This window comes from Luteimonas sp. MC1825, assembly GCF_014764385.1.
Lineage (GTDB): Bacteria > Pseudomonadota > Gammaproteobacteria > Xanthomonadales > Xanthomonadaceae > Luteimonas.
The window spans coordinates 709,283-736,217 of sequence record NZ_CP061714.1; the positions used below are offsets into that span (position 1 = coordinate 709,283).

General features: G+C 70.3%; 24 protein-coding genes. 14 read left to right on the forward strand and 10 right to left on the reverse strand.

The window, feature by feature from the left end:
- Nucleotides 1-18 precede the first annotated feature (18 nt).
- On the reverse strand, nucleotides 19-1,488 hold the full coding sequence (sufB, locus tag IDM46_RS03325; protein ID WP_185114805.1) for a Fe-S cluster assembly protein SufB: 1,470 nt from the start codon (nucleotides 1,486-1,488) through the stop codon (nucleotides 19-21).
- 16 nt (nucleotides 1,489-1,504) lie between these two features.
- A complete protein-coding gene (locus IDM46_RS03330; protein ID WP_182822535.1) occupies nucleotides 1,505-1,969 on the reverse strand; it encodes an SUF system Fe-S cluster assembly regulator in 465 nt (154 codons plus the stop codon).
- Between the two features lie 126 nt (nucleotides 1,970-2,095).
- On the opposite strand from IDM46_RS03330, the gene IDM46_RS03335 reads away from it, so the two are divergent.
- Nucleotides 2,096-2,590, forward strand: a complete 495-nt coding sequence (locus IDM46_RS03335) for an SET domain-containing protein-lysine N-methyltransferase (RefSeq protein ID WP_182822533.1) — start codon at nucleotides 2,096-2,098, stop codon at nucleotides 2,588-2,590.
- A 15-nt stretch (nucleotides 2,591-2,605) separates the two neighbouring features.
- On the opposite strand, the gene IDM46_RS03340 is transcribed toward IDM46_RS03335, so the two are convergent.
- The 6 genes from IDM46_RS03340 to fusA all read right to left on the reverse strand — a co-directional run bounded on the left by IDM46_RS03340 (nucleotide 2,606) and on the right by fusA (nucleotide 7,917).
- On the reverse strand, nucleotides 2,606-3,376 hold the full coding sequence (locus tag IDM46_RS03340; protein ID WP_185114806.1) for a hypothetical protein: 771 nt from the start codon (nucleotides 3,374-3,376) through the stop codon (nucleotides 2,606-2,608).
- 67 nt (nucleotides 3,377-3,443) lie between these two features.
- Entirely contained in the window at nucleotides 3,444-3,875 is a 432-nt protein-coding gene (locus IDM46_RS03345; RefSeq protein ID WP_182822529.1) for a hypothetical protein, read from the reverse strand.
- A gap of 73 nt (nucleotides 3,876-3,948) precedes the next feature.
- Nucleotides 3,949-4,467: a M23 family metallopeptidase gene (locus IDM46_RS03350; RefSeq protein WP_223878050.1), complete on the reverse strand. Its 519-nt coding sequence runs from the start codon at nucleotides 4,465-4,467 to the stop codon at nucleotides 3,949-3,951.
- Between the two features lie 50 nt (nucleotides 4,468-4,517).
- On the reverse strand, nucleotides 4,518-5,165 hold the full coding sequence (locus IDM46_RS03355; protein ID WP_182822526.1) for a tellurite resistance TerB family protein: 648 nt from the start codon (nucleotides 5,163-5,165) through the stop codon (nucleotides 4,518-4,520).
- A gap of 157 nt (nucleotides 5,166-5,322) precedes the next feature.
- Nucleotides 5,323-5,712: an HU family DNA-binding protein gene (locus IDM46_RS03360; protein ID WP_182823828.1), complete on the reverse strand. Its 390-nt coding sequence runs from the start codon at nucleotides 5,710-5,712 to the stop codon at nucleotides 5,323-5,325.
- 141 nt (nucleotides 5,713-5,853) lie between these two features.
- Nucleotides 5,854-7,917, reverse strand: coding sequence for an elongation factor G (fusA, locus tag IDM46_RS03365; protein WP_185114807.1), 2,064 nt, complete (start codon nucleotides 7,915-7,917; stop codon nucleotides 5,854-5,856).
- A gap of 229 nt (nucleotides 7,918-8,146) precedes the next feature.
- Between fusA and IDM46_RS03370 the strand changes: the two genes are divergently transcribed.
- From IDM46_RS03370 to IDM46_RS03380, 3 genes are all read left to right on the forward strand, one after another.
- Nucleotides 8,147-8,581, forward strand: coding sequence for an OsmC family protein (locus tag IDM46_RS03370; RefSeq protein WP_182822522.1), 435 nt, complete (start codon nucleotides 8,147-8,149; stop codon nucleotides 8,579-8,581).
- Between the two features lie 145 nt (nucleotides 8,582-8,726).
- A complete protein-coding gene (locus tag IDM46_RS03375) occupies nucleotides 8,727-9,428 on the forward strand; it encodes a glycine zipper 2TM domain-containing protein (RefSeq protein ID WP_182822520.1) in 702 nt (233 codons plus the stop codon).
- A 100-nt stretch (nucleotides 9,429-9,528) separates the two neighbouring features.
- Entirely contained in the window at nucleotides 9,529-11,232 is a 1,704-nt protein-coding gene (locus tag IDM46_RS03380; RefSeq protein WP_185114808.1) for an amidohydrolase, read from the forward strand.
- A 6-nt stretch (nucleotides 11,233-11,238) separates the two neighbouring features.
- Here IDM46_RS03380 and IDM46_RS03385 read toward each other — a convergent pair whose 3' ends face one another.
- Nucleotides 11,239-12,114: a PhzF family phenazine biosynthesis protein gene (locus IDM46_RS03385; protein WP_182822516.1), complete on the reverse strand. Its 876-nt coding sequence runs from the start codon at nucleotides 12,112-12,114 to the stop codon at nucleotides 11,239-11,241.
- 134 nt (nucleotides 12,115-12,248) lie between these two features.
- On the opposite strand from IDM46_RS03385, the gene IDM46_RS03390 reads away from it, so the two are divergent.
- Genes IDM46_RS03390 through murD form a run of 3 tightly spaced genes read left to right on the forward strand, consistent with a single transcriptional unit; the run spans nucleotide 12,249 to nucleotide 17,627 of the window.
- Nucleotides 12,249-14,852 carry a bifunctional aspartate kinase/diaminopimelate decarboxylase gene (locus IDM46_RS03390; protein WP_185114809.1) on the forward strand — a complete coding sequence of 868 codons (2,604 nt, stop codon included), beginning with the start codon at nucleotides 12,249-12,251 and terminating at the stop codon, nucleotides 14,850-14,852.
- Nucleotides 14,849-16,207, forward strand: a complete 1,359-nt coding sequence (gene murL, locus IDM46_RS03395) for a UDP-N-acetyl-alpha-D-muramoyl-L-alanyl-L-glutamate epimerase (RefSeq protein ID WP_185114810.1) — start codon at nucleotides 14,849-14,851, stop codon at nucleotides 16,205-16,207. The genes IDM46_RS03390 and murL overlap by 4 nt, the downstream gene beginning before the upstream one ends.
- Nucleotides 16,188-17,627 (forward strand): UDP-N-acetylmuramoyl-L-alanine--D-glutamate ligase, encoded by a 1,440-nt coding sequence (gene murD / locus IDM46_RS03400; RefSeq protein WP_185114811.1) that lies wholly within the window; start codon nucleotides 16,188-16,190, stop codon nucleotides 17,625-17,627. Before murL ends, murD begins: the two co-directional genes overlap by 20 nt.
- Here the strand turns inward: murD and IDM46_RS03405 are convergent.
- Entirely contained in the window at nucleotides 17,624-18,640 is a 1,017-nt protein-coding gene (locus IDM46_RS03405; RefSeq protein WP_185114812.1) for a polyprenyl synthetase family protein, read from the reverse strand. The two genes, murD and IDM46_RS03405, sit on opposite strands and share 4 nt — an antisense overlap.
- A gap of 168 nt (nucleotides 18,641-18,808) precedes the next feature.
- On the opposite strand from IDM46_RS03405, the gene ssb reads away from it, so the two are divergent.
- The 7 genes from ssb to IDM46_RS03440 all read left to right on the forward strand — a co-directional run bounded on the left by ssb (nucleotide 18,809) and on the right by IDM46_RS03440 (nucleotide 26,866).
- Entirely contained in the window at nucleotides 18,809-19,306 is a 498-nt protein-coding gene (ssb, locus tag IDM46_RS03410; RefSeq protein ID WP_185114813.1) for a single-stranded DNA-binding protein, read from the forward strand.
- A gap of 43 nt (nucleotides 19,307-19,349) precedes the next feature.
- Entirely contained in the window at nucleotides 19,350-20,405 is a 1,056-nt protein-coding gene (gene rfbB, locus IDM46_RS03415) for a dTDP-glucose 4,6-dehydratase (protein WP_185114814.1), read from the forward strand.
- On the forward strand, nucleotides 20,402-21,289 hold the full coding sequence (gene rfbA / locus IDM46_RS03420; protein WP_182822501.1) for a glucose-1-phosphate thymidylyltransferase RfbA: 888 nt from the start codon (nucleotides 20,402-20,404) through the stop codon (nucleotides 21,287-21,289). Before rfbB ends, rfbA begins: the two co-directional genes overlap by 4 nt.
- Entirely contained in the window at nucleotides 21,286-21,843 is a 558-nt protein-coding gene (gene rfbC / locus IDM46_RS03425) for a dTDP-4-dehydrorhamnose 3,5-epimerase (RefSeq protein WP_185114815.1), read from the forward strand. Before rfbA ends, rfbC begins: the two co-directional genes overlap by 4 nt.
- The gene (gene rfbD, locus IDM46_RS03430) at nucleotides 21,840-22,742 is read left to right on the forward strand and encodes a dTDP-4-dehydrorhamnose reductase (RefSeq protein WP_185114816.1); all 903 of its coding nucleotides are present in this window, start codon (nucleotides 21,840-21,842) and stop codon (nucleotides 22,740-22,742) included. The genes rfbC and rfbD overlap by 4 nt, the downstream gene beginning before the upstream one ends.
- Before the next feature lie 61 nt (nucleotides 22,743-22,803).
- A complete protein-coding gene (locus IDM46_RS03435; protein ID WP_185115246.1) occupies nucleotides 22,804-24,801 on the forward strand; it encodes a prolyl oligopeptidase family serine peptidase in 1,998 nt (665 codons plus the stop codon).
- 97 nt (nucleotides 24,802-24,898) lie between these two features.
- Nucleotides 24,899-26,866 carry an oligopeptide transporter, OPT family gene (locus IDM46_RS03440; RefSeq protein ID WP_182822493.1) on the forward strand — a complete coding sequence of 656 codons (1,968 nt, stop codon included), beginning with the start codon at nucleotides 24,899-24,901 and terminating at the stop codon, nucleotides 26,864-26,866.
- The last annotated feature ends 69 nt before the right edge of the window (nucleotides 26,867-26,935 follow it).

The window sequence follows — 26,935 nt, forward strand, 5'->3', positions numbered from 1 at the left end:
GTTCGCGGGGGCCGGCGGTCAGCCGACGGAGCCTTCAAGGCTGACTTCCAGGAGCTTCTTGGCTTCCACCGCGAACTCCATCGGCAGTTCCTTGAACACCTGCTTGCAGAAGCCGTCGACGATCAGGCTCACCGCGTCCTCCTCGCTGATTCCGCGGCTGCGGCAATAGAACATCTGGTCGTCGCTGATCTTGGAGGTGGTGGCTTCGTGCTCGACGGTCGCGCCCGGGTTCTTCACCTCGATGTAGGGGAAGGTGTGCGCGCCGCAGGTCTTGCCGATGAGCAGGCTGTCGCACTGGGTGTGGTTGCGTGCGCCGTCGGCGCCGGCGGCGATCTTCACCAGGCCGCGGTAGGTGTTCTGGCCGTGGCCGGCGCTGATGCCCTTGCTGACGATGGTGCTCTTGGTGCGCTTGCCGACGTGGATCATCTTGGTGCCGGTGTCGGCCTGCTGGCGGTGGTGGGTGAGCGCCACCGAGTGGAACTCGCCGACCGAGTCGTCGCCCAGCAGCACGCAGCTCGGGTACTTCCAGGTGATCGCCGAGCCGGTCTCGACCTGGGTCCAGGTGACCTTGCTGCGCGCACCGCGGCACTCGGCGCGCTTGGTCACGAAGTTGTAGATGCCGCCGACGCCGTTCTCGTCACCGGGGTACCAGTTCTGCACCGTGGAGTACTTGATGTCGGCGTCGTCCAGCGCCACCAGCTCGACCACCGCGGCGTGCAGCTGGTTCTCGTCGCGCATGGGTGCGGTGCAGCCTTCCAGGTACGACACCTGGCCGCGTTCCTCGCAGATGATGAGCGTCCGCTCGAACTGGCCGGTGTGCCCGGCGTTGATGCGGAAATAGGTGCTGAGCTCCATCGGGCAGCGCACGCCCTTGGGGATGAACACGAACGAGCCGTCGGAGAACACCGCGGAGTTCAGCGCCGCGAAATAGTTGTCGCCGGTCGGCACCACGGTGCCGAGGTACTGCTTCACCAGGTCCGGATGGTCCTTGATGGCTTCCGACATCGAGCAGAAGATCACCCCCTTCTCGGCCAGCTCCTTGCGGAACGTGGTGCCCACCGAGACCGAGTCGAAGACCGCATCCACCGCGACGCCGGCAAGGCGTGCGCGCTCGTGCAAGGGCACGCCGAGCTTGTCGTAGGTGTCGAGCAGTTCCTTGGGCACGTCGTCGAGCGAGGCGTACTTCGGTCCCTTGGGGGCCGAGTAGTAGCTGATCGCCTGGAAGTCGATCGGCGCGATGGACAGCTTGGCCCAGTGCGGGACCGGCATGGTCAGCCAGTGGCGATAGGCCGCCAGGCGCCATTCCATCATCCACTCCGGCTCTTCCTTCTTCGCCGAAAGCGCGCGCACGGTGTTTTCGTCCAGCCCGATGGCGAACGAGTCGGACTCGATGTCGGTGATGAAGCCGGCGTCGTAACGACGGCCGAGCTGTTCGTGGATCTCGCGGTTGGCGAGAACCTCTTCCTGTGGTGCGATCTGGGTGGCCATCGGACTGCCTGTGGACTCAGGTCACGGCGAGGCGTGCGGGGATGCGCCTCGATGTGCCGGGTGGGGTGTCGGGGAGGGGCGGGGTGTCGAGCATCTGGGCGAGGCTCACCCCGCGCAGCGCGTCGGCGACCACGTCGTTGATGCGCCGCCAGTTGGCGCGCGCGCCGCACTGGCTGGCGATGCCGCAGCTGGTGTCGTCGAGGCTGCATTCGGTCATCGCCAGCGGCCCTTCCATGGCTTCGACGATCGCGATCAGGCTGATGTCCGAGGCATCACGCGACAGGCGATAGCCGCCATGCGCGCCGCGGAAGGCATCCACCAGGCCGGCCTGTGCGAGCGGCTTCAGCACCTTGCTGACCGTGGGTGGTTCCAGGCCGGCGTGTTCGGCCAGTTCGACCGCGCTCAGCACGCGGCCGGGCCGTGCGGCGAGCACGGTCAGCACCACGGTGGCGTAATCGGTCAGGCGGGTGACGCGGAGCATGGGGGGTCCTCAATCAGGACCGAAATTGTACTCTTTGCTCGCGCGCGGTCCAAGCCGTCACGTTCAGCTGCCATGGCAGAACCGCGGAACTTGCACCACAATGGATTTTTTGCCGGCGAAGAACAGATGTCGAAGAAGGAAAAAGCCAGCGCCAGGATCCGCAAGATCGAGGCCCGCGACTCCGAAATCCATGGCAAGGGCGTATTCGCCATCGCCCCGATCGCCAAGGGCGAGCGCGTGGTGCGCTACAAGGGCGCGCTGCGCACCCACGACGAGGTTGACACCGAGTACGGCGAGCTTGACGAGGACGGCCACACCTTCCTGTTCACCCTCAACGACGAGTACGTGATCGATGGCAACGTCGACGGCAACGTGGCGCGCTGGATCAACCACAGCTGCGCGCCCAACTGCGAAGCGGTGATCGAAGAGGACGACAGGGACCGCCGCCACAAGGACAAGGTGCTGATCCAGGCGCTGCGCGACATCAAGCCCGGCGAAGAGCTGACCTACAACTACGGCATCGTCCTGGACGAGCGCCACACGCCGAAGCTGAAGAAGCTCTGGGGCTGCCGCTGCGGCGCGGCGAAGTGCACCGGGACCATGCTGCAGCCCAAGCGCTGAGAGGCGGTCACCGGCTCAGGGGTGGTATTCGCGCAGCTGCGCGGAGGCGATGCGCCATGCGCCGCTGCCGTCGGCCGTGGCGCGCCTGAGGACATAGGCACCGACGTAGCGCAGCTCGCTGCCGTCGGGCCGGGTGGTGGTGACCGATACCGGAACCTCGACCAGGCGCGCGCCCGCGCCGACCACGCCGGGTTCGCCCGGCTGCACCACCGCCCGCGTCCCGGCGAATCCGGCCGCGAACTGTTCCGGCGTCTGGCCGCTGCTGCGCCCGCCATCCGACCACATCGCGTATGCACGCGCGTGATCGCCGCGCGTGATCGCGGCGTAGTAGTCGCGGACCACGGCGACGGCATCCGCGCTCGCCGGTGCCGCTGCCGTCGCCGCGACCTGCAGGGGTTGCACGGGCTGCACGGGCCTGACGGCCCAAGCCATGGATGCGTCCGGTGCCGGCGGTGCAGACAGGTCGACAACGCCGATCAGTCCGGTCTCCGGATTGTCCTCGAGGGGCGGCAGTCCGCCATCACCGGGCATGGCACCCGTGATGGGCACGACCATCGCGACGCCGTCCGCCGTCATGGCCCCGGCGCGCATCCCGCCCAGCGGCACGTTGCCGGGGCCGGGCGCGTCGGGCATGCCGGTCACCGAGCCGCCGGACTGCGCGGGCGCCGGCAGCGCCGCGACGTCGTCCCCATCCACGGTCACGCGCGCCTGCGCGCGCTCGCTGTCGTCGCCGCAGGCGGCCATTGCCAGCACGAGAAGGCAGGGGAGCAATCGGAAACGGGTCATGGCGGAGGCGTATGGGCGGACGACCGACGACGATACGCAGCGCAGATGAACGCGCCGTCAGTGCCCGTCAGGGCGGGTCGGTGAGCACCCGGCGGTGCGGCTGCAGCCACGCCAGCAGCATGCCCAGCAGCAGCATGGCGACGAGGTCCAGCGCGACCTGGCGCAGCATCAGCGACATCGGCAGCGGCTGCGCGACGAAGGCGAAGATATGCCAGGGGACGTACGACACCAGCGCGATCGCGAGACCGAAGCGCGCGCCGCGGCCGAGGTCGACGCCGTCGCTGGCCGGCATGCGACGGTACAGCCAGGTCATCGACAGCCCGAGCAGGAGGTACGCGGGCAGGATCCAGGCGGCGTGCGCGTCGGCCTGCGCCGGGGTGCGGTAAAGCGGGGCCAGGGCCTGGTAGTCGGGGCGCAGCAGCAGCCCGTGCACGGCAACACCGAGGATGAGTGCGGCCGCGGCGACCACGATCCCGCAGATCAAGAAGCGCTTGTCCATGCCGTACGCAGCTCCTGCGCGCGGTGCCTCCGCGCGACATGCGAAGCCTAGCGCCGCGCCGCCCCGTCGTCGATCACCGCGCCCGCGGCGCCTGTTTCTTGCCGTCTCCGGCCTGCAGCAGCGGCAGCGGGTCGATGGCGCCGCCGCTGCCATACACGCCGTAATGGAGGTGCGGCGGCGTGCCGCGCGCATTGCCGGTGTCGCCCACGTGGCCGATCACGCTGCCCGCGGCGAGCACGTCGCCTTCCGCCAGGCCGGATGCCCAGTCGTCGAGATGCGCGTAGTAGTGGCGCTGCCGCGCGGGGCCGAGCACCCAGACCTGGCGGCCGCCCAGCCCGCCTTCGCGCACCGAGGACACGATGCCGCGTGTGGCACTGGCCACGGGCGTGCCGCGTGGCGCGAAGATGTCCACGCCGGCATGCGTGCGGTCGCTGCCCCGCGCCGCGCCGAAGGTGTCGGCGACCTGCGCGGCGCGCACGCCCGCGACCGGCATCGCCAGTGCCTCGGGTGCCGGCATCCGCGACAGCTCCCACAACGTGCGCGGCTTGGCCATGAACGGCTGTCGCCAGCACCAGTGCGCCACGGCCAGCAAGGCCGCAAGGACGACGAGCCAGGCGGCCAGGTTGCCGAGCGCGCGCACGCTCAGGCGAGGTCGAGTTCGCGCGCGAGGCGCTGGCGCAGTTCGTCGTCGAGCTTCAGCTGCCGCGCCAGTTCGTCGAGGTAGGCGCGTTCCATGAAGTTCTGCTCGTCAACCGCCATCAGGCTGGCGAGGTACATCTCCGAGGCGATCTCGGGCGTGGTTGCCGAGCGCGCGACCTCCGCCGGATCGAGCGGCTTGGCGAGTTCGGCGTGCAGCCACTGCTGCACCTCGGTGCCGGGGTTGAGGCGCGCGAACTCGCCCTCGATCACCCCGCGCTCGCGTTCGTCGATGTGGCCGTCGGCCTTGGCCGCGCCGACCAGCGCCCGCAGGATCGCCTCGCTGTGCAGCGCGGCCTGTGCCGGCGGCAGGCGGTCGACGGTCTGCGGCGAGGCGTGGCCGTCGCCGTGCTGCGCCTTGTAGTCGCCGTAGGCCTTGTAGGCCATCACCCCGACCGCGGCGAGTCCGCCGTAGGTGGCGAGCTTGCGCGTGGCCTTGTTCTTGCCAAGCAGCAGGCCCAGGGCGCCGCCGGTGATCGCGCCCTTGCCGAAATCGGCGTTGAGCAGGCCGCCTGGCGACGGCTGGCCATCCGCGCCGGGCGCTCCGCCGGCCTGCGACTTGAGGAGGTGGTCGAGAAAGCCTTGCAGGTTCATTCACGGGTTCCTGGGTTCGTGCATGTCGACGGATTCCGGCACCGCGCCGGACCGGTGCCGAGGATGCGCGACCGGGTGTTGAGGGAATGTCGCGGGCCCGGAAACGACTCGGGACGGCGAATGCCGTCCCGAGCAGGTACCACCATGGCGCGTGCCGTCAGGCAGCGGCGTCCTTCAGCTTCTTCAGCGGGCGCACCTTGACCTTGATCGAGGCGGGCTTCGCGGCGAACCACTGCTCTTCCTTGGTGAAGGGATTGATGCCCTTGCGCTTCGGCTTGGCCGCGACCTTGACGGAGGTGATCTTCAGCAGGCCGGGCAGGGTGAATGCACCCGCGCCCTTCTTGCTGACCGACGCGTGCACCGCGCCTTCGAGGGCGCCCATGACTGCGCGCACGTCCTTCGCCGCAACGCCGGTTGCCTCGGCGATGTGTGCGACGAGGCCCGACTTGGTCAGGGCTTCCTTGATCGGCTTCGGAGCGGCGGCCGGCTTCGCAGCGGCCTTCTTCGGGGCGGCCTTCGTCACCGCCTTGGTAGCTTTCTTCGCCATGTGTGTGTGATTCCGTTGTTCGTAGATGGGTTGTCGGGCCGACCCCGTCGGCAAACGCAATGTAGGGCATGCCCGGGGCCGCGCCAAGTGGAAAGCACGGGGAATCCGGCTTTTTTTCGCGACCGGCATGCGCCGCGAAGCTCAGTCCTCCTCCTGGCGGGGCTTCCATGCCGTCGCCAGGGTGTGCTGCAGCTGTGCGGGAACCGGCTCGTAATGGCTGAAATCAAGCGAATACCGGCCGCGCCCGGCGGTCGCCGACTTGAGCTCCGGTGCATAGCCCTCGAGCTCGGACTGCGGCAGTTGCGCCTTGACCACGATGTCGCCGCCGCGTGCGCTGTCGGTGCCCAGGATGCGAGCACGCCGGCTTGCGAGGCCTCCGCTCACGTCACCCATGCAGTCCTCCGGCGCCACCACCACCAGGTCGACGATGGGCTCGAGGACCTGCGGCGCGGCCTTCGACACGGCATCGAGGAAAGCCTTCCTGCCGGCGGTGACGAAGGCGACCTCCTTGCTGTCCACCGGATGATGCTTGCCGTCATGCACGATCACGCGCACGTCCTGGATCGGGTAGCCCGCGATGGCGCCGGTACCCAGTGCCTGGCGCACTCCCTTCTCGACCGCGGGCAGGAACTGGCCGGGGATGGTGCCGCCCTTCACCGCGTCCACGAACTCGAAGCCGGTGCCGCGCGGGAGCGGCTCGACGCGCAGGAACACCTCGCCGAACTGGCCCGCGCCACCGGTCTGCTTCTTGTGGCGGTGGTGGCCTTCAGCCACCGCGGCGATCGTCTCGCGATAGGCGATGCGCGGCGGCCGGCTCGTGACCTCCACGCCGTGGCGCTCGCGCAGGCGCTCGAGGTGGACGCGCAGGTGCAGTTCCGACAGGCCGCGCACCACGGTCTCGCCGGTCTCGGCATCGTGCTCGACCTGGAAGCACGGATCCTCCTCCGACAGCTTGTGCAGGGCGGTGGCGAGCTTCTGCTCCTGGCCCTTGCTCGCCGCCTCGACCGCAAGCCCGAACATCGGCTTCGGATACGCCATCGGCGCCAGGTGCAGCGTGTCCTCGTCGTGGCTGTCATGCAGCACGGCATCGAAATGCAGCGCATCGATCTTGGCCACCGCGGCGATGTCGCCCGGCACCGCCTGCTCGATCTCCAGGTGGTCCTTGCCGAAGATGCGGAACAGGTGCGCGACCTTGAACGGCTTGCGGCCGTCGTTGACGAACAACTGCGCATCGCGGCGCACCGTGCCCTGGTGGACGCGGAAAATGCCGAGCTTGCCGACGAAGGGGTCGTTGATGATCTTGAAGACATCGGCGATCACGTGCGCGTCGGGATCCGGCGACGAGGTGACCGGCGTCGACGTCTCGCCGACGCCACGCTGGAACGGCGGCGGATTGGCTTCGCCGGGGTGGGGCAACAACGTGGCGATGACATCGAGCAATTCGGGGATGCCCACGCCGGTGCGCGCGGACACGAAGCACACCGGCACCAGGTGGCCCTCGCGCAGGCTCTGCTCGAATGCGGCGTGCAGTTCGGCGCCGGTCAGCCCGGTTTCGCCGCGATCCAGGTAATGGTCCATCACCGACTCGTCGACCTCGACCACCTGGTCGAGGATGCGACGGTGCCAGTCGGCCACGGGGCCGATGTCGCTGGCGCCGCCGTCGCCGCCGAAGCAGTCGACCACGCGGCGGCCACCTTCGGCGGGCAGGTTCACCGGAAGCACTTCCGGACCGAACGCGTCGCGCAGCTCGTCCAGCAGCCGCGCGCAATCCGCACCTTCATGGTCGATGCGGTTGACCACGATGGCCCGGCACAGGCCGCGTTCGCCGGCGTGCGCCATGATCCGGTGCGTGCCGTGGCCGATGCCGGCATCGCCATCCACCACCACCGCCACCGTCTCCACGGCCGACAGCGCCGACAGCGTCGCGCCGCGGAAATCGGGATAGCCGGGGGTGTCGAGCAGGTTGACGTGCACGGGCGCCGCGCCTTGTACGGCGTGCTTGAGGCCGGCGATCGCGGCGTCGATCGAGTGCGCGCGCTGGCGCTCGAGCGGATCGGTGTCGGACACGGTGTTGCCGCGTTCGATCGTGCCTGCCGCCTGGATCGCGCCGCCGGCATGCAGCAGGGCTTCGAAGAGCGTGGTCTTGCCGGCGCCAGGGTGGCCCGCCAGGGCCACGTTGCGGATCTGCGGGGTGCTCCAGGACATGAGTCCGTTCTCCCATGGTCGGGTTGAAGGACGTCATGGCTGTCCGTCGCGTATCGCGACCGGGCCTGCATGCGGCGGGCGGTCATGGCGGACGTGAACAGTAGCGCGGCCCGCGCCGGGGCGTCGCGTTGCGACGCAGCATCTGTGCCCGGGCACGCAGGCATAACAGCTGCGCCGCTAGCCTGCCCGATCACGTGCACCCTCCACGCACACACAGGAGTCAAGCGACATGGGCATTTCACGCAAGGCGACCGCACGCTGGTCGGGCGACCTCAAGACCGGCCGCGGCAGCATCAGCACGCCGGCAAGCGGCCTGCTCGACGACACCCGATATGGCTTCAACAGCCGTTTCGGCGACGAGAAGGGCACCAACCCGGAGGAGTTGATCGCCGCCGCGCATGCCGGCTGCTTCACCATGGCGCTGGCCAACGCGCTGGCCGAGGCCGGCCACGTCGCCGAGTCCGTGGACAGCCGCGCCGAGGTCGACCTGTCGATGGAAGGCGGGCCCACCCTGAGCGCGATCCGCCTCTTCACCAAGGCCAAGGTGCCAGGCATCGAGGCGGCCAAGTTCCGTGCGATCGCCGATGACGCCAAGCAGAACTGCCCGGTGTCGAAGGCGTTGAGCGCGGTGCCGATCACGCTGGACGCCGAACTTCTGTCCTGACGGGCGCGCGCATGCTCGCCGGCAGGCTGTCGGCAGGCTGAATCCCGCGCGCGTGGTGGCCCGCGGCGGTGCCGGGTTCAGCAAGCCGTCAACGGCCACGCACTAGCGTGGCACCCATGCGCCAATCCTGGCGTGGGAGCCTGCCATGCGTCGTTCCGCCGCCACCGTCCTCGCCGTCGCCCTGGCCCTTGCCTCGGGTGCCGCCGCTTCGCAGTCGCTGGGCTACGATGCCGGCTACCCGCAGGCCGATCGCTACGGCCAGGCGCAGGATGCGTATTACGACCACGCGCGCGTCGTGCGCGTCGACCCCGTGCTCGATGGTGGCCGCGGTTACCAGACGTCGCAGCAGGACCAGCAGCGTTGCTACAGCCGCGACGACTATTACGCCGGCGGCTACGGCGACGATTACCGCGCCGGCGACCGCTACGGCAATGATCCCTACGGGCGCGACGGGTACGACGACCGCAACAACGGCGGCTACCAGGGCGGAAGCGAGAACGGGCGCATGGTCGCGACCGTCGTCGGCGGCCTGGTCGGTGCCGTGCTGGGTAGCAAGGTCGGCGGCGGCACCGGCCGCTACGCCACGTCGGCGCTGGGCACGATGGTCGGCGGCATGGCCGGGCGCGAGATCTACGAGGCCACCCAGCGCGACCGCGGTGCGCGCCACGGACGGGTGACCGTGTGCGACCCGGTGCCGGACCGGTACTACCAGGCCTCCGACAACGGATATGGCGGCGTGAGCGCCTATGACGTCACCTACGAATACGGCGGGCGCCAGCACACCACGCGCACCGCCTACCATCCTGGCGACACCATCCGCGTGCGCGTGGACGTCCGCCCCGAATAGCGCGTGATCCGGCGGTCGGCGGCATGCCGACCGCCCCGGGCGTTGCCCGCAGGCGCGATCGCCGACATAGTCGGCACGGTCCGTCACGGGGAACCACCACATGCGCCGAATTCGTTTCAATCCTGTCGCCGCGCTTTCCGCGGGCGTGTTGCTGGCGTTCGCCGGTGCCGGCCATGCCGCCGACGGCGAGCGCCTGCTGACCGCGGCGCGCATCCACACCTCCGACCCCGGCACGCCGTCGGCGACCGCGATGGTGTGGGGTGCCGACGGCCGGATCATTGCCGTGGGTGGCGCCGCCGAGCTCGCAGCGCGCCATCCCGATGCCCAACGCATCGACGTGGGGCATGCCACGGTGATCCCGGGCTTGATCGATGCGCACGTGCACCTCGTGGGCCTCGGCCATGCGCTGATGCAGGCCGACCTGGTCGGCGCGCGCAGCACCGGCGAGATCGTCGAGCGGCTGCAGGCGTTCGCGCAGTCGCTGCCCGGGGACGCCTGGCTGATCGGTCGCGGCTGGGACCAGAACCTCTGGCCCGACAAGGCGTTTCCCACCGCAGCCGTGCTCGATGCCGCCTTTCCCGACCGCCCGGTCGTGCTCGAGCGCATCGATGGCCACGCCGCTTGGGCCAACAGCGCCGCCATGCGCGCGGTCGGCCGCGACCTCGCCGGTGACTGGCAACCCGAGGGCGGGCTGGTGCTGCGCGCGGATGGGCGCGCCACCGGCGTCTTCATCGATACTGCCGCCTCGCTGGTCTACGACGTCGTACCCGAGCCCGATGCCGCGTGGCAGGACCGCGCCATGGAGCGCGCGCTGCGCCACGTCGCCAGCCTCGGCCTGACCGGCGTGCACGACATGGGGACCTCGCGCAGCGAATTCGACGTGATGCGGCGCTTCGCCGACCGTGGCGCCCTCACCCTGCGCGTGCGCGCCTATGCGCTGGGCGACAGCGACCTGGTCGCCGACCGTTGCCGCGATGGTGCCTACCGCCACGCCTCCGGACGCCTCGACATGCGCGGCGTGAAGCTGATGGTCGACGGCGCGCTCGGCAGCCGCGGCGCGGCGCTGATCGACGACTACAGCGACGACCCGGGCAACCGCGGCCTTGTGCTGCTTACCGAAGAGGCGCTCGAGGCCGCGGTGCGCCGCGCCCGGGACTGCGGGCTGCAGGTCGCCACGCACGCGATCGGCGACCGCGGCAACCGCATCGTGCTGGATGCCTACCGGCGGGTGCTGGGCGAGGCGGCGGCTGGCGACCACCGCTGGCGCGTGGAGCATGCGCAGGTGCTGGCGCCGGGCCATCTGGAACGGTTCGCCGCGCTGCGCCTGGTGGCGTCCGTGCAGCCCACGCACGCCACGTCCGACATGCCCTGGGCCGGCGAGCGCCTGGGCGAGGAACGCCTGGCCGGTGCCTACGCCTGGCGCAGCTTCGTCCAGGCCGGCGTGCCACTGGCACTGGGCTCGGATTTTCCGGTCGAGTTGCCCGATCCGCGCCTGGGCCTACATGCGGCGGTGACCCGCCAGGACGTCGATGGCCATCCCCCCGGCGGTTGGCGGGTGGACCAGGCGTTGACGGCGGCCGAGGCACTGCATGGCTTCACCGCCGGCGCGGCGTGGGCGGCATTCGACGAAGGCGAGACGGGGCGCCTGGTTCCGGGCCTGCGCGCGGACTTCGTGGTCGTGGCCGAGGATCCGCTGCAGATCGCGGGCAGCGGCCTGGACACGCTCGGCGTGCTGTCGACCTGGGTCGATGGCCGGCCCGTCCACGAAGCCGCTTCGCCCGCAGGCGTGGCCGCTTCGCGGTAGGCCGCGCTACCAGTCGATCGTGCCGCTGACGATGGCGCGTGCGCGGCCGCCGGACCAGACTTCGCCGTCGGCGTCCACGTGCAGTTCGATGATGGCGTCGTGGCCGACCTCGCGGCCCTGGCTGATGCGGTAGAAGCCGTCCTGGCCGGGCAGTGCGTCGCGTTCCGCGAGCCACGCCGCGAGCGTGGCGTTGGCCGCGCCGGATGCCGCGTCCTCGAACGGCGCGGGTGCGCCGACCCAGGCGCGCACCGCCAGGTGATAGACCGGATCGGCGCTGCGCGCGAACACGCACAGGCCCATGCTGCCGGTGGCCTCGGCCAGCGTCGCGATCGCCGCCCAGTCGGGCTGCGCGCCGCGCAGCGCGGCCTCGTCGCGCAGTTCGGCCAGCCACCAGCGCCGGCCACCATCCATCTGCACCGGCGGCAGGTCTCCGAGCGGGAGATCCTGCAGCGCGCCCTGCAGGCGCGCCTCGCCGGCATCGGCCACCTCGACCACGCGCGCGCGCGGCGTGCGCACGGCGACCGTGCGGCGGGGGCCCTCGCCATCGACGCGCAGCGGCAGTTCGCCGGCGGCACCGGACTGCACCAGCAGCCCGTCGCGCGTGGCGACCATCCCGGCGTCGAGCAGCACGTGTGCGGTGCCGACGCTCGGATGGCCGGCAAACGGCACTTCGCGGCGTGGGCTGAAGATGCGCAGGCCGTAGTCCGCGGTCGGCGACGGCGACGGGAACACGAACGTGGTTTCCGGCAGCCGCGTCCAGCGCGCGATGGCCTGCATGTCCGCGTCGTCCAGGCCGTCCGCGTCGAGCACGACGGCAAGCGGATTGCCGGCACCGGGGCGGTCGGCAAAGACGTCCAGCTGGACGTAACGGCGTACGGACATGGGTGGATCCTGCGCGGGGCGCGACAGTGTAGCCGCGGCCCCGCGCGGCGACCTGTCGGCGGCGGCGTGGCCGCACCCGTCGCCAGCGCCTAGAATCGCGGGTCGCGCCCGCCGTCCCGGGCAAGCCTGCCGCCATGCTCCCCATTCCCGAACCCGCCCGCTGGATCGTGCTCAAGTTTGGCGGCACCTCGGTGTCGCGCCGCGAGCGCTGGGACACCATCGGCCGCCTGGCCAGCGACCGCGCCGCGGGCAACACGCGCGTGCTGGTGGTGGTTTCGGCACTCTCCGGGGTGACCAATGCCCTGGCCGCGATCGCCGACGGCGGCGCCGACGCCGCTGCGCAGGTCGACGCGCTGGATGCCCGCCATCGCGAGTTCGCCGTCGCGCTGGGCCTCGATCCGGACGTCGTGCTCGCCGACCGTCTCGGCGCACTGCGCACGCTGGCCGCCGAACAGCGTGCCGCGACGCGTCCGCTCGACTGGCAGGCCGAAGTGCTGGCACAGGGCGAACTGCTGTCGTCGACCCTCGGCGCGGCCTACCTGCGCGCGCAGGGTCTGGAGTTCGGCTGGTGCGATGCCCGCGACTGGCTGCATGCGGTGGCCTTGCCCAACCAGAACGAGTGGGCGCGGCGGCTGTCGGTGACCTGCCGGCGCGAGGTCGGCGACGACTGGCGTGCGCGGTTTGCCGCGCAGCCGGGCGCGATGCTGCTCACCCAGGGCTTCATCGCCCGCCACGAGGACGGCGGCACCGCGGTGCTTGGCCGCGGCGGCTCCGACACCTCGGCCGCGCATTTCGGCGCGCTGCTCGCCGCCAGCTGCGTGGAGATCTGGACCGACGTGCCCGGCATGTTCAGCGCCAATCCGCGCGAGGTGCCCGATGCGCGCCTGCTCACGCGCCTGGACTACGCCGAGGCGCAGGAGATCTGCACCACCGGCGCCAAGGTCCTGCACCCGCGCGCCATCAAGCCCTGCCGCGATGCGGGCGTGCCGATGGCGATCCTCGATACCTCGCGGCCGGGGCTGCCAGGGACGCGCATCGATGGCAGCGCCGATACGGTGCCCGGCGTCAAGGCGATCAGCCGCCGCGACGGCGTGGTGCTGGTGTCGATGGAAACCATGGGCATGTGGCAGCAGGTCGGCTTCCTCGCCGACATCTTCGAGTGCTTCCGCCGCCATGGCCTCTCGGTCGACCTGATCGGCTCGTCGGAGACCAACGTCACCGTGTCGCTGGACCCGAGCGAGAACCTGGTCAGCACCGACGTGATCGCTCGGCTCTCCGAAGACCTGGCGCGCAGCTGCCGGCTGAAGGTGATCGCGCCCTGCACCGCGATCACCCTGGTCGGGCGCGGCATGCGCTCCATGCTGCACAAGCTGTCGGATGTGTGGGCCACCTTCGGCCGCGAGCGCGTGCACCTGGTGTCGCAGTCGTCCAACGACCTCAACCTGACCTTCGTCATCGACGAGGCCGACGCCGAGGGCCTGCTGCAGGAGCTGCATGACGAGCTCATCGCCAGTGGCGCGATGCCGGTGCGCGAGCCGGGCGTGTTCGGCCCGCGCTGGCGCGAGCTCGACGGCACGCTGCGCCGGCGCCCGCTGCCGTGGTGGGCATCGCGACGCGACGAGCTGCTCGCGCAGGCCGCGCAGGGCACGCCGCGCTATGTCTACGACGCGGGCACGGTGCGCGCCCGCGCCCGCGCGCTCGCCGCGGTGGCGCCGGTCGACCTGCGCTACTTCGCCATCAAGGCCAATCCGCACCCGCCGCTGCTGCGCCTGCTGGTCGAGGAGGGCTTCGGGCTGGAATGCGTGTCGGCTGGCGAGCTGCAGCATGTCTTTTCCGCGGTGCCGGAGCTCGATCCGGCGCGCGTGCTGTTCACGCCCAGCTTCGCGCCGATCGCGGAATACACCGCGGCCTTCGCGCTCGGTGCCACCGTCACGCTCGACAACGTCGAGGCGCTGGAGCGCTGGCCGGAGGTGTTCCGCGGGCGCGCGCTGTGGTTGCGCGTCGACCTCGGGCGCGGCGAAGGCCACCACGCCAAGGTGCGCACCGGCGGCATCGCCTCCAAGTTCGGCCTGCAGGTGGAGCGCATCGAGGCGTTCCTCGCCGCGGCGCGCGCGCTGGACGTGCGCGTCACCGGCCTGCACGCGCACCTCGGCAGCGGCGTGGACACCGCCGGTCACTGGCGGGCGGTCTGCGACGAGCTCGGAGGAATCGCCGGGCGCATCGGCAGCATCGCCACCATCGACATCGGCGGCGGGCTGCCGGTGCCGTACCGCGACGACGAGGAGCCGTTCGACCTCGACGCCTGGAGCGCAGGCCTCGCCGAGGTGAAGGCCGCGTACCCCGGCTACCGGCTGGCCATCGAGCCCGGCCGGTTCCTGGTCGCCGAAGCCGGCGTGCTGCTGCTCACCGCCACCCAGGTGGTGGAGAAGGGCGGCATCCGCCGGGTCGGCGCCGACGCGGGCATGAACGCGCTGATGCGTCCCACCCTGTATGACGCCTGGCACGACATCCACAACCTGTCGCGCGACGGCGATGCCGGCATGGTCGAGTTCGACGTGGTCGGCCCGATCTGCGAATCCGGCGACGTGCTCGGGGAACAGCGCCCGCTGCCGCGCGACACCGCGCCCGGCGACATCCTGCTGGTGGCCGATGCCGGCGCCTACGGCATGACCATGGCCAATACCTACAACCTGCGCGCCCTGCCCACCGAGGCGGTGCTCACGGAGAGCAAGCAATGAGTGTCGTGTTCGATCGCGCAGCGGTGCGCTGCTTCCGCTTCGCCGGCTGTGCCTTCGATCCGGCCACCGGCATCGCAAGCCTGCGCTACGCCTTCGACGACGGCCCCGAATTGCTGGAGACCGTGACCCTGCCGGGTGCGCCGTTCGCGTTTGACGCGGCGCGCGCGCAGGCGGTGGAGCATGCATTGCGCCTGCTGCACCTGGTTGCCGGCGTGAGCTACTACAAGGCGGCGGTGCCGGACGACATCCGCATCGACGGCCATGGCATCGATGAGGCCACCGCGACCCTGCTCGAAGAGGTGTACCTGCAGGGGCTCGGCGAGTTCGCGTACCGCAATGGCCTGGACCTGCACGGCAGGATCCGCTTCCCGGGGACGGCCGACGCACGCGGCGCGGCGGCACCGGTCGGCCTGCGCCGCCACGCGCTGGTCGCGATCGGCGGCGGCAAGGATTCGCTGGTGTCCATCGAAGCGCTGCGCGCGGCGGGCGTCGAGCAGACCGTGTCCTGGGTGGGCGGGTCGCAGCTGATCCGCGCCTGTGCCGAACGCACCGGGCTTGCGACGCTCAACATCCAGCGCCAGCTGGCGCCGGAGCTCTTCGAGTACAACCGCCAGGGCGCATACAACGGCCACATCCCGGTGACCGCCATCAACTCGGCGATCCTGGCGCTGGCCGCGCTGGTGCTCGACGCCGACCAGGTGGTGTTCTCCAACGAACGCTCGGCGAGCTACGGCAGCCTGATCGAAGGCACCGGCGAGGTGAACCACCAGTGGTCGAAGGGCTGGGCGTTCGAGCAGGCCTTCGCCGCGTACCTCACCCGGCATGTCGCCGCCGACCTGCGCTACTACTCGCTGCTGCGCCCGCTGTCGGAGCTGGCGGTGGCGCGGCAGTTCGCGCGCATCGACCGCTATGACGCCTGGTTCTCCAGCTGCAACCGCAACTTCCACCTGCTCGGCGAGCGCCCTACCAGCCGCTGGTGCGGCGTGTGCCCGAAGTGCCACTTCGTGTTCCTGGCCCTGGCGCCGTTCATGCCCAAGCCGCGGCTGGTCGGCATCCTCGGGCGCAACCTGCTGGATGATCCGGCACAGATCCCCGGCTACGACGCGCTGATGGAATACCACGACCACAAACCCTTCGAGTGCGTGGGCGAGGCACGCGAGTCGCGCGCGGCGATGGCCGCGCTGGCGGCGCGCCCGGAGTGGCGCGAGGACGCGGTGATCGCGCGTTTCCGCAGCGAGATCCTGCCGCGGCTGGACGCGCGCGAACTGGCCATCGAGCCGCAGCTGGTACCCGACAGCGAACACGGCATCCCCGATGCGGTCTGGAGCCGCCTGCATGCGCATTTCGCAGCTTGAGGGGCGCCGCGTCGCGCTGTGGGGCTGGGGCCGCGAAGGCCGTGCCGCGTACCACGCGCTGCGCGCGCGACTGCCCGGCCTGCCGCTGACGCTGTTCTGCGAGGCGTCCGAAGTCGATGCCGCCACCGCGCTTGGCGACGCGTTGCTTGCGGTCGAGTCCGATGCCAGCGCGGGCCGCCTCGCTTCGTTCGATGTCGTGGTGAAATCGCCCGGCATCAGCCCATACCGCGCGGAGGCCCTGGTCGCCGCCCATGCCGGCACCGCCTTCATCGGCGGCACCACGCTGTGGTTCGGCGAACAGGCCGGCGATGACGGCATCGCCCGCGGCGTGGCTTGCGTCACCGGCACCAAGGGCAAGAGCACCACCACCGCGTTGCTCGCGCACCTGCTGCGCGCCGGCGGCACGCGCACCGCGCTGGCCGGCAACATCGGCGTGCCGCTGCTGGAGCTGCTGGACGCGCGTGCCGATGCCTGGGCGGTGGAGCTGTCGAGCTATCAGACCCGCGACGTCGCGGCCGGCGGCGTGCGCCCGGACGTCGCGGTGGTGACCAACCTGTTTCCCGAGCACCTCGACTGGCACGGCAGCGAGGACCGCTACATCGAGGACAAGCTGGCGCTCATCACCCAGGCGCGGCCGCGCGTGGCGGTGCTGAACGCCGCGGACCCGCGGCTCGTGGCGGTCGGCGCACGGCTCGACCCGGCGGTGGACGTGCGCTGGTACGGGCGCGCGGACGGATGGCACCTGCGCGGCGATGTCGTGCATCGCGGTGATACCGCAGTGCTGGATGGGCGCGACGTGCCGCTGCCGGGCCGCCACAACCTCGGCAACCTGTGCGCGGCGCTCGCGGCGGTCGAGGCCCTGGGCTTCGACGCGCTTGCGCTGGCCGGTGCCGCACGCGGCTTCCGCCCGTTGCCACACCGGCTGCAGCTGCTCGGCAAGCACGACGGCGTCAGCTGGGTCAACGATTCGATCAGCACGACGCCACACGCCAGCCTGGCCGCGCTCGACGTCTATCGTGATCGCCGCGTGGCGCTGCTGGTCGGCGGCCACGACCGCGGCCTCGACTGGACCGATTTCGCCACGGCGATGCGCACGCGCGCACCGGCGGTGATCGTGGCGATGGCGGCGAACGGGCCGCGGATCCACGCGCTGCTGGCGGAGGTGGCGGCGGAAGGCGGCTTCGACCTGCGCCAAGCACCCGACCTTGCCACCGCGATCGACCAGGCACGCGCGGCCCTCGCGGTCAGTCCGCGGCGCGCGGCCGGTGACGTGGTGCTGCTTTCGCCCGGCGCGCCGAGCTTCGGCGCCTACCGTGACTACACCGAACGCGGCCGCGACTTCGCGCGGCGGGCCGGCTTCGACCCGGACGCGATCACCGCGATCCCGGGACTCGGCATCGCCGCGGGGAACACCGGCTAGGTGCTGCGGTCCACCGCGTAGCGGGCCAGGCCGCGCAGGGCAGCGACGGCTTCGTTGTCGTCGAGGCCGGCAAGCGCGGCCTCGGCGCGCGCGGCGTATTCGCGGGCGCGGTCGATGCTGTACGCGAGGCCGCCGCTGGCATGGATCGCGGCGACCACGTCATCGAGTGCCGCCACGTCGCCATGCTCGACGATCGTGCGCAGCCGCGCACGCAGCGCGTCATCGGCGTGCGCCATTGCGTGGATCAGCGGCAGGGTCATCTTGCCCTCGGCGAGGTCGTCGCCCAGGTGCTTGCCGAGCGTGGCCTCGTCGGCGCTGTAGTCGAGCACGTCGTCGGCGATCTGGAACGCGAGGCCGAGGTTCAGGCCGTAGTCGTGCAGGCGCTGCTGCACGCCGTCGCCGCTGCCGGCGAGCAGCGCACCCAGGCGCGTGGCCGCGGCGAACAGGATCGCGGTCTTGCGCTCGATCACGTGCAGGTAGGCGGCTTCGTCGACATCGGGATTGCGCACGTGCAGCAGCTGCAGCACTTCGCCCTCGGCGATGCGGTTGGTGGTGTCGGCGAGGATCTCCTGGACCGGCATCGAGCCGAGCTCGACCATCAGCTGGAAGCTGCGCGAGTACAGGAAGTCGCCGACCAGGACGCTGGCGGCGTTGCCCCAGACCGCGTTGGCGGTGCTGCGGCCGCGGCGCAGGTCGGATTCGTCGACCACGTCGTCGTGCAGCAGGGTGGAGGTATGGATGAACTCCACCACCGCGGCCAACTGGTGGGCGTCCGCTCCCGCGTGGCCGAGGGCGCGCGCGGCGAGCAGCAGCAGCATCGGGCGCAGCCGCTTGCCGCCGGCGGCGACGATGTGCTCGGCCACCTCGTTGACCAGGACCACGTCCGACGCCAGCCGGCGGCGGATGAGGGCGTCCACGTCGGCCATGTCGGCGGCCACGGAGGCCTGGATGGCCGGCAGCGACAGGGCGGGGCGGGCGTTGGCGGCTGGGGCCTGGCTTGTCGAGGAGTCCATGTCTTGGGCACTGCGGGGGTCGCGCATTATAGGCGGCGCGCGTCCCTGCCACGGCCACGCGGAGTTTCCCCACCCGGGCGCGGCCACCCGGCGGATGGCCCCGGGGCCACGGGTATACTCACCCTTTCCGTCCGCCAATCCCGGCGGAGAGCGCAAGGAACCAGACCCATGGCCCGCGGCATCAACAAGGTCATCATCGTCGGCAACCTCGGCAACGACCCCGACGTGAAGTACACCCAGAGCGGCTCCACCATCACCACCATCAGCGTGGCGACCACCGAGGCGTGGAAGGACAAGCAGACCGGCCAGCAGCAGGAACGCACCGAGTGGCACCGGGTGAAGTTCTTCGGCCGCCTGGCGGAGATCGCCGGCGAATACCTCAAGAAGGGCCGCCAGGTCTACATCGAGGGCTCGCTGCGCACCGACAAGTACACCGGCAAGGACGGCGTCGAGCGCTACACGACCGACATCATCGCCAGCGAGATGCAGATGATGGGTGGTGTTGGCGAGGGCGGTGGCGGCGAGCGTGGCGCGCGCGCGCCGCGCCCGGACCAGGGTGACGCGCCGCGCCGCCAGGCGTCCGCGGCAGGAGCGGGTGGTGGTGCCGGCGCCGCCGCGCCGCCGCCGTTCAACGACGATTTCTCGGACGACGACATCCCGTTCTGAACCCGCCCGGCGTCCGCGCCCGTTTTCCAGGAGAACCCCCAGCGTGACCACTTGGCTAGTCACCGGCGGCGCCGGTTTCATTGGCGGCAATTTCGTGCTCGAGGCCGTGGCGGCCGGCGTGCGCGTCGTCAACCTCGACGTCCTCACCTATGCCGGCAACCTCGACACGCTGGCGTCGCTGGCGGACAACCCCGCGCACACCTTCATCCAGGGTGACATCGGCGACGGCGCGCTGGTCGCGCGCCTGCTCGCCGAGCATCGCCCGGATGCGGTGGTCAATTTCGCCGCCGAAAGCCACGTCGACCGCTCGATCGACGGCCCGGCGGCGTTCGTGCAGACGAACGTCGTCGGCACGCTGGCGCTGCTGGAAGCGGCGCGCGACTACTGGAAGGCGCTGGAAGGCGGGGCGAAGGACACTTTCCGCTTCCTGCACGTCTCCACCGACGAGGTCTACGGCACGCTGGGCGAGACGGGGCTCTTCACCGAGACCACGCCGTACGCGCCCAACTCGCCGTACTCGGCGACCAAGGCCGCCTCCGACCACCTGGTGCGCGCGTTCCACCACACCTACGGGCTGCCGGTGCTGACCACCAACTGTTCGAACAACTACGGCCCCTACCACTTCCCCGAGAAGCTGATCCCGCTGGTGATCGCCAAGGCGCTGGCCGGCGAACCGCTGCCGGTCTACGGCGATGGCAAGCAGGTGCGTGACTGGCTGTTCGTGACCGACCACTGCGAGGCGATCCGCACCGTGCTGGCCAAGGGCCGCGTGGGCGAGACCTACAACGTCGGCGGCAACGCCGAAAAGCAGAACATCGAGGTGGTGAAGACCATCTGCGCGCTGCTCGACCAGCGCCGCCCGCGCGCGGACGGCCAGCCGCGCGCCTCGCAGATCGCCTATGTCGCCGACCGTCCGGGGCACGACCGCCGCTACGCGATCGATGCCTCCAAACTGCGCGACGAACTGGGCTGGGAGCCGAAATACAGCTTCGAGCGCGGCATCGCCGAAACAGTCGACTGGTATCTCGCCAACCAGCCCTGGGTGCAGCGCGTGCTCGACGGCAGCTACCGCCTCGAGCGCATCGGAGCCGCGGCATGACGTCGCGCCGCGGCATCATCCTCGCCGGCGGATCCGGCACCCGGCTGTATCCGATCACCCAGGCGATCAGCAAGCAGCTGCTGCCGGTGTACGACAAGCCGATGATCTACTACCCGCTGAGCGCGCTGATGCTCGCCGGGATCCGCGAGGTGCTGATCATCAACACCCCGCACGAGCAGGCGCTGTTCCAGCAGTTGCTCGGTGACGGCTCGCAGTGGGGCATGGACATCCGCTACGCGGTGCAGCCGAGCCCGGACGGGCTGGCGCAGGCCTACCTGATCGGCCGCGATTTCGTCGACGGCAAGCCGAGCTGCCTGGTGCTGGGCGACAACATCTTCCACGGCCATGGCTTCACCGAGATCCTCAAGCGCGCCGATGCGCGCCAGGACGGCGCGACCGTGTTCGGCTACTGGGTGAGCGATCCGGAGCGCTACGGCGTGGCCGAGTTCGACGCCGATGGCAAGGTGGTGGGCCTGGAGGAAAAACCGCTGCAGCCGCGCTCCAACTACGCGGTCACCGGCCTGTATTTCTACGACGGGCGCGCGAGCGATTTCGCGGCGTCGCTCACGCCATCGGCGCGCGGCGAGCTGGAGATCACCGACCTCAACCGTTGCTACCTCGACGAGGGCGCCCTGCACATGGAGCAGCTCGGTCGCGGCTATGCCTGGCTCGACACCGGCACCCACCAGTCGCTGATCGAGGCCTCGAACTTCATCGAGACCGTCGAGGCGCGCCAGGGCCTGCGCGTGTGCTGTCCGGAGGAGATCTCCTGGCAGAACGGCTGGATCGACGATGCCGACCTCGAGCGCCTCGCCGCGCCGCTGTCCAAGAACGGCTACGGCCAGTACCTCCTGTCGCTGGCCAAGCGCGGAGTGGTACGGTGAAGGTCATCGAAACGCCACTGCCGGGCTGCGTGGTCTTCGAGCCGCAGGTGTTCGGTGACGAGCGTGGCTATTTCTTCGAGTCCTTCAACAGCGACAAGCTCGCCGCGCACGGGCTCGAGCCCGCGTTCGTGCAGGGCAACGTGTCGTCGTCGACGCGCGGCGTGCTGCGCGGCCTGCATTACCAGTGGCCCAAGCCGCAGGGCAAGTATGTCTCGGTGATCGAAGGCGAGGTCTGGGACGTCGCGGTGGACATCCGCCGCGGCTCGCCGACGTTCGGACAGTCGACCGCCGTGCTGCTGAGCGCGGAGAACCGGCGCCACTTCTGGATCCCGGAAGGATTCGCGCACGGATTCGTGACCTTGAGCGAACGCGCCGTGTTCACCTACCTGTGCACCGCGACCTACGATCGCGAGGCCGATGCCGGCATCCGCTGGAACGATGCCGCGCTGGCGATCGACTGGCCGGTGTCCGCGCCGCTGCTGTCGGACAAGGACGCGCGCGCGCCGTTCCTGGCGGACGTGGCCGTGGAACGGCTCCCGGTCTACGCACCGTGAGGCTGCTGCTGCTCGGTGCCAACGGGCAGGTCGGCCAGGAGCTGCGGCGCAGCCTGGCACCGCTCGGCGAGGTGGTGTGCTCCACGCGCAGCGGTGCGCTGGTAGACGGCACGCCGTGCGAGGTCGCGGATTTCGACCAGCCGGCATCGCTGCCGGCGCTGATCGAGCGCCTCGCGCCCGACGTGGTCGTGAACGCGGCGGCCTACACCGCCGTGGACCGTGCCGAGGACGACGCTGACGCGGCGTACCGCGCCAACGCCGAAGCGCCTGGCGCGATTGCGGGAGCCTGCGCGCGCCTCGGCATCCGCATCGTGCATTACTCGACCGACTACGTGTTCGACGGCAGCGGTTCGCGGCCCTATCGCGAAGACGACCCCACCGCGCCGCTGGGGGTCTATGGGGCCAGCAAGCTCGCCGGCGAACAGGCGGTCCGTGCGCATGGCGGCCAGCACATGGTGTTCCGCACGGCGTGGGTGTATGCCGGGCATGGCAACAACTTCCTGCGCACCATGCTGCGATTGGCCGCCGAGCGCGACGAGCTGCGGGTCGTCGGAGACCAGGTTGGCACGCCGACTTCGGCGCGCCTGATCGCCCAGGTCACCGCAACGGCGCTGCAGGCGCCGGCTGCGTCGGGTCTGTGGCATCTGACCGCGACCGGGCAGACCAGTTGGCATGGGTTCGCCTCGGCCATCGTCGAGGGCGCGTACACACGCGGCGTGCTGGCGGCCAAGCCGCGCGTCACGGCCATCGCGACGTCCGACTACCCGACCAGGGCCGTGCGCCCGGCATGGTCGTGCCTGGACACGGCCGCCCTGGTGTCCGTCTTCGGCATCGAACTGCCGCGGTGGGAGGACGAGCTCGGCCGGGTCCTGGACGGATTGGTGGAAGCCGCGGCCTGAGTCGGGGAGAATGCGTGGGGCGCAGCCGGGACGCGCTGACCACCACACTCAGGGGAAGAACATGCTCATCCGCACCACGCGTGCCGCATGCATTGCGGGGCTGTTGGCGATCTCGCTGCTGGCCGCGACCGCGACGACACCTGCGCAGGCAACGGAGGTCGACGTCGCGGCCTATGTCAAGCGCGACCTCTTCACGACAATCAAGATCTCGCCCAATGGCGATTACTTCGCCGCAACCCTGCCATTCGAGGACCGGGTGGCGCTGGTCATCATGGACCGCGTCACCAGGCAGGTCATGGGCACGTTCCAGATGGGCCGTGATACCGCCGTCGCCGACTTCGACTGGGTCAGTCCGGACCGGGTGCTGATCAGCGCGGCGCAGAAGATCGGCTTCCTCGCCGAACCGCAGCCTACCGGCGACTTGTACGGGATGGACGCCAGTGGAGGGCGCGTCGAACTGCTGGTCGGCCAGAGCGTCGGCGGCAACCTCGGCTCGCGCATGCAGGGCAAGCGGGCAGAGCGGGTGGCGGCGTTCCTTGTCGACGATCTGCCGAATGATGACAAGCACGTGCTGATCAGCGTCATGCCGTTCACCGCCGACCCGTACACCCGCGTGGAGCGGATGAACGTCTATACGGGCGTGCGCCACATCGTCACGCGCGTCCCGGTGCGCAATGCCCGGTTCGCCAGCGACAACCAGGGCGTGGTGCGTTTTGCCCTTGGTGGCAACACCGACAACATCAGCCAGCTGTTCTATCGCGATGGTGACGCGTCCGAATGGAAACAGGTCAACCATGAGGCCGCCAGCGGGCGAATCGAGGTGCCGATCGGCTTCTCCGCAGACGACAAGACCGCGTATCTCCTGGTCGAACAGTCGAGCGGCCCTGACGTGGTAGTCGCCTACGACCCGGCCACCGGCAAGCACACGGAGCTGCTGCGCGACGAAACAATGGACCCGACCATCATCTACAAGCCCGGAACCTCGATCCCGGTCGGCGCAATGTATGGCGGCGACAAGCCGCGCTTCCGCTTCTTCGACGAAACGTCCGCGGATGCGCGGCTGTACCGTAGCCTGCAGGGTGCGTTCGGCGGTGATGCGGCAGTTATCACGTCGAGCACGCGCGATGGACGGGTCAACCTTGTGCATGCGTGGAGCGACCGCAACCCGGGCGACTTCTTCCTGTTCGATGCGGAGGCCAAGAAGGCCGACTACGTGATCAGCGCTGCCGAATGGTTCAATCCGGCCGGGATGGCCGCGGTTCGTCCCATCGAGCTGGCCGCCCGCGACGGCCTGAAACTGAAGGGTTTCCTGACCGTGCCCAAGGGTGCCTCCGGCAAACAGATGCCCATGGTGGTTCTCCCGCACGGCGGTCCGTTCAACGTGAGCGACGAATGGGGTTTCAACAGGGAAGCGCAGATGTTGGCCGCCGCGGGCTACGCCGTACTGCAGGTCAACTTCCGTGGCTCCGGTGGCCGGGGCCGCCGGTTCCACCAGGCCGGCGCGCAGCAATGGGGACTGGCCATGCAGGACGACGTGTCCGACGCCACGCGTTGGGCGATCCGCGAGGGGTTCGCCGACCCGGCGCGCATCTGCATCTATGGCGCCAGCTATGGCGCGTTCGCGGCGATGTCGGGCGCGGCGCGGGAGCCCGATCTGTACAAGTGCGCGGCGGGTTTCATTGGTGTCTACGACCTGCCGCAGCTGCACCAGGAGGAGGTCCTGAAGCATGGCTCGATGAGAACCTGGGCGAACGAATGGATCGGCAGCGACAAGGCCACGCTCCAGGCCAATTCGCCGACCAGGCGCGCGGGCAGCATCAAGGTGCCGGTCCTGTTGGCGGCCGGCCGCGAGGACAAGACCGCCCCGGTCGAGCACACCCAGAACATGGAACGCGCCCTGAAGACCGCGGGTGTCCCGGTGGAGGCGCACTATTACGCGTCCGAAGGCCACGGCTTCTACAAGCCGGAGAACAACAGGGACTATTACACCAAGCTGCTCGACTTCCTGTCCCGTCACCTGGGTGGCAGCAAGGCCACCGTCGCTGCCGGCGAACGCTAGGCCACGCGGCGCCGTTCGCGACGGAAGGCGGGCGCGGCTGGACGCGCCCGCCCGCGCCTTGTAGCTTGTCCGGCTTCCGGGCAGCAGGGCAGTGGCGATGGACAAGACTACGGGCGAGGCGGTTCCCCAGCTCACCTTCCGCGCGGTGCTGCTGGCGATCATCCTCGCCGTGGTGCTGTCGGCGGCCAATGCCTATCTCGGCCTGTTCGCCGGCCTGACCATCGCCACGGCGATCCCGGCGGCGGTGGTGTCGATGGGCGTGCTGCGCCTACTCGGCGGCGGCACCATCCTCGAGAACAACATCGTGCAGACCGGCGCCTCCGCCGGCTCGTCGATCGCCGCGGGCGTGATCTTCACCATCCCGGCGCTGATCATCCTCGGCTACTGGGACAGGTTCGAGTACTGGTGGGTGCTGGCGATCGCCGGGCTCGGCGGCCTGCTCGGCGTGCTGTTCTCGGTGCCGCTGCGGCGCACGATGATCGTCGAGGATCCGCTGCCGTTCCCCGAGGGCAAGGCCGCGGCGGAAGTGCTCAAGGCCGGCGAGAACCCGGGACCCGGCCTGAGGATCCTGGCGCTGGCCGCCGGCATCGGCGCGCTGGTCAAGGTTGCGGCGGAAAGCGGCATGCGCATGATCCCCGACAACGCGGTCGGCTCGGGCTTCCTCGGCAAGTACCTCGGCTACATGGGCACCAACCTGTCGCCGGCCCTGCTCGGCGTAGGCTACATCGTCGGCCTCAACATCGGCATCGTGGTGCTGTCGGGCGCCATCCTGTCCTGGAACATCGCCATCCCGCTGTACCACGCGTTCCTGCTGTCCAGCGACCCGGTGCTGGCCACGCAACTGGCCGGTGCCTCCGCCGCCGACGCGGCCGGGGCGATCTGGTCGGCCAAGATCCGCTACCTCGGTGTCGGCGCCATGCTGATCGGCGGCATCTGGACGCTGTTCTCGCTGCGCAGGTCGCTGCTGTCGGGCGTCAGGAGCGGCATCGCCGCCGCGCGCAAGGGCAGTGGCGAGACGGTCGCCGAAACCGACCGCGACCTGCCCATGAAGTGGATGCTGGTGGCGCTAGTGCTGTTCGTGCTGCCGCTGCTGGTGCTGTACCAGGCGATCGTGGGCGACTGGTTCGTCAGCGTGCCCATGACCGTCATCATGATCGTCGCCGGCTTCCTGTTCGTGTCGGTGTCGGCGTACCTCGCCGGCCTCGTGGGCTCGTCCAACAACCCGGTGTCGGGCATCACCATCGCCACCATCCTGTTCGCGTCGCTGGTGCTGGTGCTGCTGCTCGGGCGCGATTCGCCGATCGGTGCGGTCGCCGCGATCATGATCGGCGCCGTGGTCTGCTGCGCGGCGGCGGTGGGCGGCGACAACCTGCAGGACCTCAAGGCCGGTTACATCGTCGGCGCCACGCCCTGGAAGCAGCAGCTGATGCTCGCGATCGGCGCGTTCTCGTGCGCGCTGATCATGGCGCCGGTGCTGAACCTGCTGGCCCAGGCCTACGGCATCGGTGCGCCCACGGCGGCGCAGCCCAATTCGCTGGCCGCGCCGCAGGCGACGCTGATGGCGTCGGTGGCGCAGGGCATGTTCGGGGGCAAGCTGCCGTGGGACATGATCGCGATCGGCGCCGGCGTGGGTGCCGCGATCATCGCGCTCGACGAATGGCTGAAGGCGCGCGGCGCGACGTTCCGCGTGCCGGTCCTGGCAGCTGCCATCGGCATCTACCTGCCGCTGGAGCTGATGGTGCCGATCTTCCTCGGTGGCCTGCTGGCGCACATGGTCGAGCGCAAGCATGGCATCGACCGCAAGGACGAGGCCGCGCGCGACCGCATCCACCGGCCGGGCACGCTGTTCGCCGCTGGCCTGATCACCGGCGAGGCGCTGATGGGCATCGCGATCGCGGTGCCGATCGTGCTCACCGAGCGCCCGGACGTCCTGGCGCTGCCCGCGGCCCTGCATTTCAACCAGTGGGTGGGGCTGGCGGTGCTGGCGGTGGTGGCGTGGCTGCTGTTCCGCAGCGGCGCTAAGCAGGACACCACGGCGGCGCCGGTGGAGCCGGGTCCGCTCTGAGCGGCGGTGTGCGCGTGGCGCACGCGCGCTGCGCCGTGTGGCACGCGACGTCCGGCCTTTGCGCCGGCC

Excerpts from the sequence above, each read along its gene's own strand:
- IDM46_RS03390 (WP_185114809.1), top strand. The coding sequence starts at position 12,249 with ATGCTCCCCATTCCCGAACCCGCCCGCTGGATCGTGCTCAAGTTTGGC.
- IDM46_RS03385 (WP_182822516.1), bottom strand. The coding sequence starts at position 12,114 with ATGTCCGTACGCCGTTACGTCCAGCTGGACGTCTTTGCCGACCGCCCC.
- IDM46_RS03345 (WP_182822529.1), bottom strand. The coding sequence starts at position 3,875 with ATGGACAAGCGCTTCTTGATCTGCGGGATCGTGGTCGCCGCGGCCGCA.
- murD (WP_185114811.1), top strand. The coding sequence starts at position 16,188 with ATGCGCATTTCGCAGCTTGAGGGGCGCCGCGTCGCGCTGTGGGGCTGG.
- IDM46_RS03335 (WP_182822533.1), top strand. The coding sequence starts at position 2,096 with ATGTCGAAGAAGGAAAAAGCCAGCGCCAGGATCCGCAAGATCGAGGCC.
- IDM46_RS03435 (WP_185115246.1), top strand. The coding sequence starts at position 22,804 with ATGCTCATCCGCACCACGCGTGCCGCATGCATTGCGGGGCTGTTGGCG.
- sufB (WP_185114805.1), bottom strand. The coding sequence starts at position 1,488 with ATGGCCACCCAGATCGCACCACAGGAAGAGGTTCTCGCCAACCGCGAG.
- murL (WP_185114810.1), top strand. The coding sequence starts at position 14,849 with ATGAGTGTCGTGTTCGATCGCGCAGCGGTGCGCTGCTTCCGCTTCGCC.
- IDM46_RS03370 (WP_182822522.1), top strand. The coding sequence starts at position 8,147 with ATGGGCATTTCACGCAAGGCGACCGCACGCTGGTCGGGCGACCTCAAG.
- ssb (WP_185114813.1), top strand. The coding sequence starts at position 18,809 with ATGGCCCGCGGCATCAACAAGGTCATCATCGTCGGCAACCTCGGCAAC.
- IDM46_RS03360 (WP_182823828.1), bottom strand. The coding sequence starts at position 5,712 with ATGGCGAAGAAAGCTACCAAGGCGGTGACGAAGGCCGCCCCGAAGAAG.
- IDM46_RS03355 (WP_182822526.1), bottom strand. The coding sequence starts at position 5,165 with ATGAACCTGCAAGGCTTTCTCGACCACCTCCTCAAGTCGCAGGCCGGC.
- IDM46_RS03330 (WP_182822535.1), bottom strand. The coding sequence starts at position 1,969 with ATGCTCCGCGTCACCCGCCTGACCGATTACGCCACCGTGGTGCTGACC.
- IDM46_RS03375 (WP_182822520.1), top strand. The coding sequence starts at position 8,727 with ATGCGTCGTTCCGCCGCCACCGTCCTCGCCGTCGCCCTGGCCCTTGCC.
- IDM46_RS03340 (WP_185114806.1), bottom strand. The coding sequence starts at position 3,376 with ATGACCCGTTTCCGATTGCTCCCCTGCCTTCTCGTGCTGGCAATGGCC.
- IDM46_RS03380 (WP_185114808.1), top strand. The coding sequence starts at position 9,529 with ATGCGCCGAATTCGTTTCAATCCTGTCGCCGCGCTTTCCGCGGGCGTG.
- IDM46_RS03405 (WP_185114812.1), bottom strand. The coding sequence starts at position 18,640 with ATGGACTCCTCGACAAGCCAGGCCCCAGCCGCCAACGCCCGCCCCGCC.
- rfbA (WP_182822501.1), top strand. The coding sequence starts at position 20,402 with ATGACGTCGCGCCGCGGCATCATCCTCGCCGGCGGATCCGGCACCCGG.
- IDM46_RS03440 (WP_182822493.1), top strand. The coding sequence starts at position 24,899 with ATGGACAAGACTACGGGCGAGGCGGTTCCCCAGCTCACCTTCCGCGCG.
- fusA (WP_185114807.1), bottom strand. The coding sequence starts at position 7,917 with ATGTCCTGGAGCACCCCGCAGATCCGCAACGTGGCCCTGGCGGGCCAC.